Consider the following 12226-nt stretch of genomic DNA (forward strand, 5'->3'; position numbering starts at 1 on the left):
AAGTAACTGCAAGGATTTCAAGCATTTTGCATTTCGTTACGTAGTTGGGTTTATTTATACTTACCTACTTATCGAATGGCACTAAGAAAAGCTCGAAAGCTCGTGTAGTCTCGTTCCCAGCCTCCAGGCTGGGAAGCAGTTAGGGTAAGGGCTGTGTCTTAACTTAGTGCCATTCCCTACTTATCTTCTTCCCCTTCTTCCCCAGAACCCCCAATATTCATGCTCTTCTTCAATCTTTTGGGGTACGAAGCCTGGAATGTCAGTAGCATCAATTGCAAAGACGAAAAACTTGTTTGGGTTGTCGATACCTGCTGGATGCAAAGGATCTGATGTTATCGTACCAACGAAGTCGTTATCGTTGCTGATAAAGAGCGTATGCTTGATCGCGTGGTTGATAAACACATCTGGCCCGAAAGCCAAACCTTCAAGCTTGGCGGGTATGTCTTCTGGTTTGATCCCATTCTGAGTTAGCGTCGCTACGACATCAAGGAAGAGGGTTTTGCTAACTTCTTTACCCGCAAGGTTGCTTGCCCCGGTGATATTGCTGACTTCTTGAGCATTGGTCAGATCGATACGATATATCTTCTTGAAGACAGCCGGAGAGCCATCGCCTAAGCCCTTGCCATCTCGTTCATCTACTAAGAATTGGCGATCGCTAATGGATAAAATTTCACTTACTGTCGGGTATTTCGGTTTAGCTGGTGTGCCGATATTATCTAGCTTATAGGCGTATTCTTGAGTAGCACCTGTTGCAATGTCGATCTTAACAATTCTGGTGTAAGCGCCATCAGTACCCCCATCCTGAATCAGTGGACTTTGCAGTATGCCGATTAGGGTCTTGCCATTAGGAGTAATCGCCAGTCCTTCTATACCCTTGTTTGCCACACGTCCAGATGTGTTAGCGCTAATCTCTTTAGCACCAACAGGATTTAGATTGCTGACAGCGAACTTGCTGTTGAGTGTAAAGACTTTGATGCGCTTACCTGTCTTGCGATCGAATTGGTACACATAAGGGCCGTATTCATCAGAGATAAAGACGGACTTACCATCATTGGATACACGCACGCCTTCAGGATCAAAACGGGCATTATTGGGATTGGTCGATATCTGAGTGGGGTCGAAGTTGTCTGAGCGTCCAGTGAAATAGTAGGTATTCTTGGCATTCAGGGCAGGGGAACCATTAGGCACTCCCAGTCCTACGCCAGTACCGTAGTAAAGAGGCTTATTGCTGGATAGCAGAGTCGTGTCAACTAAATAAGGAGTAAGAGTAAAGGGCAACCCTAAAGGAGATCGACTTGGTTCGAGTTCCACAGTGATAGTTTGGAAGCGGTTGATATAGGATGTTGTATCATCCACAGCGCTATTGTATGCCTTGGCATTTGGGCCTCGATCTGGGATTGCAATGAAGGTGTTACGACCCGCATAGGCCAGTCCTGACCCAAAACCACCAAGGAGGTTTCCTGCAACTCCATTTTCGAGCGGAGCGGAGGTTTTCTGGGAGCGATCGCTGATATTACCACTCAGGCTTCCAATTGCGATCAGCTTAACATCTGCGTTGGCTGCGGGGGCAACAAAAAATGATGCTAACAAGAACAGAAAGAGATTTCTCTTGAGCATATCAGTATTCCTACTAGGTACAATATTTGCTTACGGATATTGTATTTTTTTCACTTTTTCATTATCTATGCCTAATGATTAAGCTATTTTTAAGCAAAGATTAAGCAAAGGTTAATGTAGGAATGGCTGATGCCCACCACTATTAAGTTTTCATCCCCGTGAGGGGTAAAGGAATTAAAACTTTATCCTCTGGAATGTTGATCCTGTTTATCTATTGTTTCCATCCCCGTGAGGGGTAAAGGAATTAAAACCCTACCCATTTAGAAGCCTTATGCAGACAGGGTTACAGATACCCATTTTCGCGGGGGGTCTAATTTACCTGTCAATAAGTGTAGCTTATTGAGAACTTAGCCCTAGTAAACCCTTCTCAAAAGCTTACCCAGAAAGCTTTTCGCGGGGATCAACGAAAGAATCATGGTTTGAGCGATCGCCATACCCCCGCGAAAAACTTACGTGTGCAAAGTCAAAATGAATACTTTTTATTTCAACAGGAAACTTGTGATTTAATTGTCAAGGTTCTGTTATTAATGAGCGCGAGTATAACATACTACTCTTGAGTTATCAAGTCGGCACTAATTCACCAGGACGCAACTTTGACCACTTACCAGTTTCCCGCTTAAAGCTCAGACAACCAACAACATCCCATTCCATTTCAATTACATCATGTTGAGTCCGAATGTTGACATTGATAGAAGGTTCATTCGGATCAAAATCTGGTGTTTCAGTCAAGTGAGGCTGTTGGTGCTGCCCTTCCACGGCATGATAGGTAACACAGCTGTCTACATAGTGGCAGTTCACGCAAATACACATAATAGAACCAACTCCAGGGGCCTTTATTGTTAATGTAACTTAAGCCCAACTGTTATTCATGAGTTGATGGGTTGATTTTTATTACAATGCACGAATCAGTTCCTTCTAGCCTAGCTCCCGAAAATTGGCCTTTTAGCTTGGAATTTCTGCCACAACCAGCTTATATGGTAGGTGGCGCTGTCCGAGATGCCATCCTTGGCAGAACTCGCGAATATCTGGATCTAGATTTTGTTATCCCATCTAAGGCGGTAAAGGTAGCGAGAGCGATCGCTCATCATTATAAAGCTGGTTTTGTACTACTTGATGCCGAGCGACAAATTGCCCGTGTGGTTTTTCCCAACGCTACAGCCGATTTTGCCCAACAGGAAGGAGATAGCTTAGAAGTTGATTTGCACAGACGGGATTTTACAGTCAATGCGATCGCCTATAATCCCCATACGCAAGAAATTATCGATCCTCTGCAAGGTTGTGTAGACTTACAACAGGGCATTTTGCGAATGGTTTCACCCGCAAACCTAGAAGACGATCCTTTGCGGTTAATGCGAGGTTATCGCCAAGCTGCCCAGCTAGGTTTTACTATTGAACCAGCTACCCAAGCCGCTATTCGCTCTTTGGCATCACATATCAGCACAATTGCAGCCGAACGATTTAGGGTAGAAATTGGCTATCTACTGGCAAATTCTCTGGGTACTCCTTGGATTACAAGCGCTTGGGAAGATGGTTTACTTGCTCCTTTCTTCAAAAACGCCACCCGTGAAAGCTTACTCAAACTAGCAGCAGTTGACAATGCAGCTGCTTTACTTACACAAAATTGGCAAGAACTAGGCGCACAACTGCAAGAGTCTGTCCGCGATACGATCAAAACCACTTGGTTAGGTATTGCCAAACTTGCAAGTCTAGTCAACCCAGATCCAGAATTAGCAGAAATAGAGCTACAGGAATTAACTTATAGTCGTGCCGAAATCCGGGGTGTAACCACTGCACTGAAACTATTACCGCAGTTTCAAGTAGTGGATATGTCCTTACGAGAACAATACTTTTTATTCTATGATGCAGATATTGTGTTTCCTGCCACGGCAGTGCTAGCTGTAGCAGTTGATAATTTCGTAGAGGCGATATCTGCTGACAAGCTACTACACCCAGCAGTCGCTACAATAGAGGAAACCAAAGCAAAACGCTGGCAAGTCTTAGCATCTTTAATTAACAGCTACCTGAACCCTGATGATCTGGTCGCTCATCCCACTCCCCTACTGAGCGGGAAGGAGTTGATTATAGCATTAGATATTCCGGCTTCGCCAATCATCGGCCAATTGTTGAAAGAAATTGCCATAGCACAAGCTGAGGGGAAAGTCTCAACACCAATAGAAGCGATCGCTCTTGCACGTCAGTTACTTGATAGTTAAATATACTTAATCCATTTCTACTGATATTACCTTAATGCAATGCCTGGGGCGATCGCTAACCTTTGTTGGAGTGCGGGATACACTTACACAATTTTGGCATCTTTGCGTAAGGCTGGTAAATCCCCAACCCCAAGTCCTTTACGTGTTACCTACTTAATAAAAAATCGCAATTCTTTTAGTCAACCTTTGCAAATACATACATTAGTTATGCTAATATTTGCTTGACGTTATGCTTATATTATTATATTATCCCCTAAAATTCAGTGGAAATAAGCAACCTAATGGACTATACACCAGCCTATTCGTTTTATGCCTTAAGTTAGTTACCTGAATACATCCTCGTACATTTACTTAATTACTTGCTGTAAAAAAAGACCTCTATATTTTCCTGATAGATGGAATCTTTATGCGTAGACTTTATTGGACAGGATTAACTGCTTGCTTATGAATGAACAGCCTTTAATTTTGGTTGTAGAACAGAGTCTACATGATTTAGAACTACTTAATTCTCATCTAGGAACGTTAAATTTCTCATGCATTTGTACTAAACAAGGAGTGAGGGCAGTGGTATTGGCACAAACTCATCAACCAGATTTGATTTTGCTAGATATGATGCTATCTAATTTGAGTGCTAACCAAGTCATTGATGACCTCAAACACGACTTAAAAACTGCTACTATCCCAATCATTGCAGTAGCACCTCTAACAATAGCACAAGATGAAGCATCCCCAATGCTCACAGGATTTGATGATTGCATTACTAAACCCTATGATTTTAATCAATTAGAAGTAGTAATCAATCGCCACATCAGTCAGCCACATTCCTAACATTTACTTTGGGATATAGATTCGGGATTGTGAGCCTCAGACAATTGATTAAAAACCACAATAATTCCGGTACGACCTGTTGCTAAATTTGTTTTGATCATGAGGTCAAGGACTGGCTTACCAATAATTTCCTCAATCAAACTTTTTAATTCTGGTTTAATTATTTTCTCTAAATATAATCGTACTTGTTCAGCTAAATTATCATAACCTCCCTTCAGTAGAGTTTTTTCAGTTTGGGTAACTGAGTTTTCTAGAGAAATGACAATTTCAGTATCAAAAAAATGGCAAATAATTTGGCTAGGAGGCTTACCTATCCTATCATTATAGAATTTGATGATCTGCTGTGATAGTTCTCTTTCTAATTCTCCAATATTCGCTTGTACCATAGTAGCTATGATTTAATATTTATCATTCGAGTCTCGGAGTCGAAGTATTCAACATTATAGTAGACGATTATAAAATTGTCAGAAAGAATTAATCAATATTGTGTATGAAGTTAGTGGATTAACTTGATTATTTGCTATGGATTTATTTTAAAAAACTTAAAAATTTGACTAAGGTAAAATTTGTGAATCAACGATTTGGGCAGTGTTGGGCTAATTAGGGAACTCCAAGAAATAAATTATCTAATATTGTGGGGTGGGCAACATGAGTGCCCAGTTCATAATATGGCTATCGTGCCGCCCACCCCACAAGAGTTAATTGAATATTCTTTTATTTGGAAGTCCTCTACTGCATTGCTCATCATTTACTCAGAGGTTGTTTAAAAAGTCTAATTTATTACTCACAGGCGACTGGAAGTCGCGGCTACACAAACAAAACCCACCTCCGTGGGTTAAAAATCCTTGATTTTCTGTTAGTCCACCTCCGTGGACTAAGTTTTGTGTAGTAGCGAATTCTATTCACCTAATACTTTTAAAACATGCTCTCATAGGGAATCAGCTTATTGAGTGTAAAATAAGAGAATCGCCAAGAAATAAATATCCAATTTGGGTATTTTTTTATTTGGAAGTTCCTAAGCGTTGCATCTCCCAATCCAAGAATTAGCTTTTTTCATGGTATAAAAAAATATGCCTCACCCGTGCTTATAGCATCAACCCCAGCATCTATCCAAAATTCCCTGTTCTACTCATATCAGAGAACCAAACTTAAGTATTGGCGAATTCATTGGAAGTCGGCGGGAAACTCCATCCCGCAAGTGGCATGGAGAGGGATAGCTGCCAACTTGGGGCATTGGGCATGAGTCTAGGGGGTTTAAGCCAAATTTTCAAGACGTTCACGGACACGAGAAAGCAAGTCTATAAGCATCTCAATACGGTTCCGTTAAAGTTTTTTGATGAAAATTCTAGATCGCTAAAGACGCGATTTCTCACGTCTCTTGCCCTAACTTAACCGTATTGGTAAGCATCTTGATTCTGAATTCCTGGATTCTGAATTCTAAATTATTCTGCAAGACTATAAATATCTAGCATGGTATTAGTCACATTGCTGAATACGGTCAAGAACACAGAAAATTCATAAATAGCAATTAATCGCTGCAAATTTAAAGATGACTTTAAAAATGATTTAATCGATATATTTTGTGAGAAAGTTAATACAAAGGTATATTCACTGATTTCAAATTCATGGATTCTTTATCTATCAATTCCTTACTTGAAGAGTTAAAAAACCCCGATGCCACAGTCCGGGACAAAGCAACCAGAAAAATTTGGCGGATCTGGTTTCAGCAAAAGGGAATTTATGGGCTGGAAATAATTGACCGCAGTCAAAAATTACTGGATGCAGGCGAAATTGCTGAAGCTGAAACAGCGCTGACAGCACTAATTAAAGACCAGCCAGACTTTGCTGAAGCCTGGAATCGTCGGGCTTTCCTCTATTACAGTGTTGGTGATTATCAAAAATCTCTAGCAGATTGTCAGATGGTTGTGCAGATAAATCCAATACATTTTGGTGCGCTTCATGGTATGGGCTTGTGTTATGCCGCACTAGGAGAGTATAGTCAGGCTATCCGAGCCTTTCAGCGCGCTTTAGAAATTCAGCCCTATTCGCTAGTGAATCAAAAGTTGATTCTAGAATGTACATTTAGATTTAGCTACAACGGCAGATAGGAGAGAAAATTATACTGTTTTATGAATCCGTCATCACCTCATCAACAGCAATTCGTCGCCTTAGTCGCCACAATTTTATTCAATACGGTTCCATCTGCATTGGTAGCAGCGTTATTGCTGCTTGTACTAACAGCAACCAACCGTCAACTAGCAGTTCTCAGTTGAATAAAGTTACCTTTGGTACAAACTGGATAGCACAAGCAGAACATGGTGGATTTTATCAGGCGATTGGTACTCAATTGTTGATGGGGAGTGCGGTAGATTTCTTTATGGGTTATGGCATGGATACCTTGAACGCGTAGCACAAAATATTCCCAAAATCACAGTCACAGCAATTTTCCAGAAAGACCCCTGGTGTCTGATTGCACATCCCAACCCAGCAATTAAAACCCTTGCCGATCTTAAAGGCAAAGCAATTTATGTCTCTGCTGCTGCTAACATTATTGGCCATTACTAGAAGCTAGCTATGGTTTTACCGACGATCAAAAGTGTCGCTACAACTATCTTTCCAATTCGGTAATCTCGCAACTATTTTATGCTTAAAAAAGAAAATTTACCATTTATACCATTTGCTTCCATCTTGAGTTGGGCAACATAAAACTCCTTTTGAATTACATCACCTGTTGGTGTAAAAGCAATTTCACCGAGAGGAGTTTGAAAGCTTTTTGTTAGTAATTCCTGATTCAATTCTGTACGCAACTGTGGTAGTTTCAATTTGTTAATGTTGCTTTTTTTATCTAAAGATTGCAGAGCTTCTACATATACCTGTAAAGCAGCAAAAGCTTGAGCGCTTACTTGGGGTGGTTCTCTATGATATTGTTCAAGGTAGGCTTTGCGAAATGCGATGTTAATTTCACTGGGATATACAGGGCTATAAGCTTGAGCCACAATCACGCCATCACAAAGCGCTCTGCACACAGAAAATATATGAGATGTGTTAAAACCATTGCCACCAACAATTATTCCTTTATAACCAAGTTCTCGTAATTGTTTAACTAAATTACCTCCATCTACAGCTAACCCGGATATAATCACTAAATCTGGTTTTAAATTAATAGCATCGCTGGCTTGAGCTTGAAAGTCGGTATCTGTAGTTTGAAATTTTTGAACTGTAACTAAATCCAATCCTAAATTTTTAACTGTCTTCTGAAATATTTCTGTTTCCGACTTATTGAAAGCATCATTTTGAGCATAGAATACAGCTACTCTTTTGATTTTAGGATTTTGCTTGAGTGCAGCTTTCACCGAATAAGGAGCGACAACGGCAACAGACGAAGAAACACGAGCCACATAATCACCAATTTCGGGAATACCTTTAGCAGTATTTGATGCCCCAATAACTGGAACTTGATTGCGTTCTGCTACAGGATCGGCACTAAAAGCTTGTTGTGATAAGGTAGGGCCAATAATACCAACAACTTTATCTTTACTAATTAAAGTTTGAAAAGCATTAATAGCTCCAACTTCATCGCCACTAGTATCTTGATAGACTAATTTAATTGGTCTACCATTAATACCTCCTTTGTTATTAAAATACTTTTCAGCAATTTTTACTCCATCAGTTCCCTCTTGACCAAGTAATGCTATATTGCTCGTTTGTGCAAAGGCAATACCGATAGGAATAGCATTTGGATGATTCGCAGAATTGGCATCATTACCGCCACTTTTACCACAAGCTACCAGCAGTATAGAGTATGTAAATAGTAAGGCAGTTTGATGTATGAACGCTTTTTTCATAATTATTAATTACATTGCAAATCACAGCCGTTGCTTTTATCGCTGCGGCTATTTCTGGTTTACTCATGGCGGTTTTATTCACTCAAAGCAAATGGATTTAACGCAGTTTATTTCCTTATGCAGTAATTTTACAAACAACTCTGATAGTTGCGATCGCATTCACAACTAAATTAATAATCTGAAAACAATGACTTCAAATCTCGCTTTCCACTAACAACACGGACAATTGTAATTTCATCTTCGATTACTTTATACAAAATTATATGACCATCGACAGGGATTCCTCGTAAAAAGGGAGCAATATCTTCGTAACTACGCGCCATATTTGGAAAATTTACAATGTTTTTGCACTTTTTCTCAAACTCCTGTATGAAACGTTCCCCAGCTTCAATATTAATATTTACAAAGTAATCTAAAATTTCAACCAAATCTCTGCTTGCAGTTTGAGAGATAGTGGAACGACTCATTTTTGAGCCTCGCGTTTTTGAAGCAATTTCTCTTTAAGTTGGTTAATGACAACTTCGGTATCTAGAACATCACCTCGTTCAATTTCTTCCAAACCAACTGCTACTTTTTGGCGAGTATCATTTAACCAAAGAGTATATTGGTCGTGTTCTTCCAACAATTGCAATGCAGTAGCAATTACTTCGTCTGCATTTGCGTATTTCCCGCTTTCAATTTTAGATAAAACAAATTGCTCGTGAGTAGGATTAAGCGATATGTTCATTTATTCATCGTATATTTTGAGTACCAATATTTGATTATTTTAGCAATTTTCTATATGTTATACCACTTAAATATTAGGATATGTTAGAAAATGTTGAGTTTGCTTGCGTCAAAGCAAGGGATAATATCAAGTGATGACCTTCATTCGGTCGTAAAGCATCGCATTCACAACTAAATTAATAATCTGAAAACAATGTTTTTATACTTTTTCTCAAATTCCTAGATAAAATGTTTCCCTGCTTCAATATTAATAATAAGCTATGAGGGGAAGCAACTTGGATACCCTGATTAATAAGTCATGACAAAAACTAACTTAGATGCCCTAATTAATTCTCTAGAAGGCATAGAAACCATAACCGATTCCGCCCAAGTCGCAAAATTATCCCAAGATTATCACACCTTTAGCCCAGTGCTAGTACCGAAACTAGAGGGAAAAGTCGGGGATATCGTAGTGCGTCCCATCAATGAAGCAGAAGTTTTAAAAATTGCAGCCGCCTGTGCTAAATACCGCGTACCCATCACTGTACGGGGTGCGGGAACAGGGAATTATGGGCAATGCGTACCGTTGCATGGTGGCGTAATTTTAGATATGACGCGGATGCAAAAGATTCTTTGGGTAAAACCGGGGGTGGCGCGGGTAGAAGCTGGGGTGAAGTTGGCGGCTTTGGATAAAAAAACACGAGAAATCGGCTGGGAAATCCGCATGGCACCCTCTACATACCGCACAGCGACAATTGGCGGATTTATTGCTGGGGGTAGTGGGGGCATTGGCTCAATCCAATATGGGTTACTAGCCGATCGCGGTAATATCCTAGCATTGCGAGTGGTAACTGTAGAAGATCAACCCCGTGCGATCGCATTACGCGGCGACGATGTACAAAAAGTGAATCATGCTTGGGGAATTAATGGCATTATCACCGAAGTCGAAATCCCTTTGGGGCCAGCTTATCCTTGGGCAGAAGTCATTGTGACATTTGATCAGTTTATGACCGCAGCAAAGTTTGGTCAGGCTCTTGGCAATGCTGATGGCATGATTAAGAAGTTGATTTCTGTCTTTGCATCCCAAATTCCCCAATATTTTCACGCCTTACAAGAGTATATTCCTGAAGGGACTCACCCAGTATTTTTGATAATTGCTGAATCGAGTTTGGAATTCTTACCGGGTTTGGTGCAGCAATACGGCGGCCAGATTACATATAGAAAACCAGCAGAGGAAGCGGCTAAAGGTATACATTTAGCAGAATTTGGCTGGAACCATACCACCTTACTTGCCCGGAGTGTAGATACGGGTATTACCTACTTACAAAGTATGTTTCCTGGCAAGCACAGTTTGCAACTAATAGAGCAAATGTATCATCACTTCGGCGATGAGGTAATGATGCATTTAGAATTTTTTCGGGTGAATGGTGTTGTAGTTCCTGGTGCTTTGCAACTTGTGCGTTACACCACAGAAGAACGCCTCAACGAGATTATCCGCTATCACGAAGAACATGGTGTGAGTATTGCTAATCCCCACACATATATTATTGAAGATGGCGGTAGAAAAGTTATTGATCCTGAGCAGTTAAAATTTAAAGAAATTGTTGATCCTTATGGGTTGATGAATCCCGGTAAAAGCAAGGTTATTCAATTCCAAATTCAAAATTGAACTGGGGATTGGGGACTGGGGAGAATTTAAAGTCTCTCTCTTTTTAAGCTATCGTGTACGCACAAGTCTGTTAGAGTTATTGCGTAACGTCGGGGAGGTTAATTTTTATAGGTCGATGCAACTAAGGTGCAGGTCAAGAGACATGGGTATACCGTAGCTAGTTTCTCTGTATATTTGTGTAACCTCATACCAAAAAGCTAGTTGCTGGGCGTTTATAATTTGTGGTTTGATTTTAAGAGCCGTGGAGATAACCCAAAATCCAACATCTCAGAATCGCCCATGATTGAAATTGACGGTTCCTACGGAGAGGGAGGCGGACAAGTTCTTCGCACTTCCTTAAGTCTAGCCGCCATTACTGGCGAACCCATACGAATTACAGGCATTCGCGCTGGACGCAAAAAACCAGGGTTAGCCGCACAACACTTAACAGCAGTTCGGGCTGCGGCGAGAATTTGTAATGCCCAACTACAGGGTGATGCTTTGGGTTCAACGCTGCTAGAATTCATTCCAGGTAGTGCTGTGCAAGCGGGAATTTATACCTTTGATGTTAGTAAAGCACAACAAGGTGGTTCTGCGGGTGCGATCGCTCTGGTTTTACAGACAATTCTCTTACCTTTGGCACTTGCATCTGGTAATTCTCAGGTAACACTTAAGGGCGGAACTCATGTGAACTTTAGCCCAACAGTGACGTATATTGAGCAAGTTTATTTGCCGATACTGCAACGTATGGGAGTGGAAGCCCAAGTCAAGTTAGGCGCTTGGGGGTGGTTTCCCCAAGGTGGGGGAGAGGTAGAATTACAGGTGGATGGTGGTGGTAAACTCGGTGGAATCAACTTGTTGGAACGGGGCAATTTACAACAAGTGCGGGGAATAGCTGTGGTAACGGAATTGCCTTCACATATTCCCCAACGGATGGCGAATCGGGCCGAAAATTTGTTACGCGAAGCCCATTTGAAAGTTGCTATACAGACTTTGCGAGAAAGAGGTGTAGCACCAGGGGCAGGTATTTTTCTCACTGCTGAGTATGAAAACAGCTTGACTGGCTTTGGTGGATTTGGGCGTTTGCGGTTGTCGGCGGAGACAGTTGCAGAGATTGCTTGTCAGCAACTCCTTGAGTTTCATTACACCGGCGCAGCAGTAGATGAACATTTAGCAGATCAGTTATTATTGCCAGCGGCTTTAGCATCACAGGAAAGTCATTATCGGGTGGCTGAAGTGAGTAGACATTTGACGACAAATGCAGCGGTAATTGAACAATTTGGGCTAGCGCAAATTACAGTAAATGAAGCTGAGAGAATAGTGTCAGTAAAGAGTTTGACTAGATGAAATAAGTGTTTATTAGTTTAGTA

General features: G+C 40.9%; 13 protein-coding genes. 7 read left to right on the forward strand and 6 right to left on the reverse strand.

From position 1 onward, the window contains the following. Positions 1-180 precede the first annotated feature (180 nt). On the reverse strand, positions 181-1617 hold the full coding sequence (locus V7L07_RS29395; RefSeq protein WP_335062750.1) for an esterase-like activity of phytase family protein: 1437 nt from the start codon (positions 1615-1617) through the stop codon (positions 181-183). A gap of 561 nt (positions 1618-2178) precedes the next feature. Next, positions 2179-2427 carry a Ycf34 family protein gene (locus V7L07_RS29400; RefSeq protein ID WP_335062751.1) on the reverse strand — a complete coding sequence of 83 codons (249 nt, stop codon included), beginning with the start codon at positions 2425-2427 and terminating at the stop codon, positions 2179-2181. A gap of 86 nt (positions 2428-2513) precedes the next feature. On the opposite strand from V7L07_RS29400, the gene V7L07_RS29405 reads away from it, so the two are divergent. Both V7L07_RS29405 and V7L07_RS29410 read left to right on the forward strand, forming a co-directional pair. Beyond that, a complete protein-coding gene (locus tag V7L07_RS29405; protein WP_335062753.1) occupies positions 2514-3830 on the forward strand; it encodes a CCA tRNA nucleotidyltransferase in 1317 nt (438 codons plus the stop codon). Between the two features lie 444 nt (positions 3831-4274). Beyond that, the gene (locus V7L07_RS29410; protein ID WP_335062755.1) at positions 4275-4658 is read left to right on the forward strand and encodes a response regulator; all 384 of its coding nucleotides are present in this window, start codon (positions 4275-4277) and stop codon (positions 4656-4658) included. Here the strand turns inward: V7L07_RS29410 and V7L07_RS29415 are convergent. Further along, positions 4655-5044: a DUF2294 domain-containing protein gene (locus V7L07_RS29415; RefSeq protein WP_335062756.1), complete on the reverse strand. Its 390-nt coding sequence runs from the start codon at positions 5042-5044 to the stop codon at positions 4655-4657. The genes V7L07_RS29410 and V7L07_RS29415 overlap by 4 nt on opposite strands. Positions 5045-6283: 1239 nt before the next feature. Between V7L07_RS29415 and V7L07_RS29420 the strand changes: the two genes are divergently transcribed. The 3 genes from V7L07_RS29420 to V7L07_RS29430 are packed head-to-tail and all read left to right on the forward strand — an operon-like array spanning position 6284 to position 7068. After that, a complete protein-coding gene (locus V7L07_RS29420) occupies positions 6284-6766 on the forward strand; it encodes a tetratricopeptide repeat protein (RefSeq protein WP_179065562.1) in 483 nt (160 codons plus the stop codon). Positions 6767-6787: 21 nt separating this feature from the next. Further along, complete coding sequence (locus V7L07_RS29425; protein WP_335062757.1) at positions 6788-6931, forward strand: hypothetical protein; 144 nt, start codon at positions 6788-6790, stop codon at positions 6929-6931. Next, positions 6928-7068: a hypothetical protein gene (locus V7L07_RS29430; protein ID WP_335062759.1), complete on the forward strand. Its 141-nt coding sequence runs from the start codon at positions 6928-6930 to the stop codon at positions 7066-7068. The genes V7L07_RS29425 and V7L07_RS29430 overlap by 4 nt, the downstream gene beginning before the upstream one ends. A gap of 226 nt (positions 7069-7294) precedes the next feature. Here V7L07_RS29430 and V7L07_RS29435 read toward each other — a convergent pair whose 3' ends face one another. The 3 genes from V7L07_RS29435 to V7L07_RS29445 all read right to left on the reverse strand — a co-directional run bounded on the left by V7L07_RS29435 (position 7295) and on the right by V7L07_RS29445 (position 9230). Further along, complete coding sequence (locus V7L07_RS29435) at positions 7295-8503, reverse strand: ABC transporter substrate-binding protein (protein ID WP_335062761.1); 1209 nt, start codon at positions 8501-8503, stop codon at positions 7295-7297. 170 nt (positions 8504-8673) lie between these two features. Continuing rightward, entirely contained in the window at positions 8674-8970 is a 297-nt protein-coding gene (locus V7L07_RS29440) for a type II toxin-antitoxin system RelE/ParE family toxin (RefSeq protein WP_335062762.1), read from the reverse strand. Next, a complete protein-coding gene (locus tag V7L07_RS29445) occupies positions 8967-9230 on the reverse strand; it encodes a type II toxin-antitoxin system ParD family antitoxin (protein ID WP_334780126.1) in 264 nt (87 codons plus the stop codon). Before V7L07_RS29445 ends, V7L07_RS29440 begins: the two co-directional genes overlap by 4 nt. Positions 9231-9527: 297 nt before the next feature. Here V7L07_RS29445 and V7L07_RS29450 point away from each other — a divergent pair, with 297 nt between their 5' ends. Continuing rightward, positions 9528-10877 carry an FAD-binding oxidoreductase gene (locus V7L07_RS29450; protein WP_335062763.1) on the forward strand — a complete coding sequence of 450 codons (1350 nt, stop codon included), beginning with the start codon at positions 9528-9530 and terminating at the stop codon, positions 10875-10877. A 279-nt stretch (positions 10878-11156) separates the two neighbouring features. Further along, positions 11157-12203 (forward strand): RNA 3'-terminal phosphate cyclase, encoded by a 1047-nt coding sequence (gene rtcA / locus V7L07_RS29455; protein WP_335062765.1) that lies wholly within the window; start codon positions 11157-11159, stop codon positions 12201-12203. Positions 12204-12226: the final 23 nt, after the last annotated feature.

It is taken from the genome of Nostoc sp. (assembly GCF_036916985.1).
GTDB lineage: Bacteria > Cyanobacteriota > Cyanobacteriia > Cyanobacteriales > Nostocaceae > Nostoc.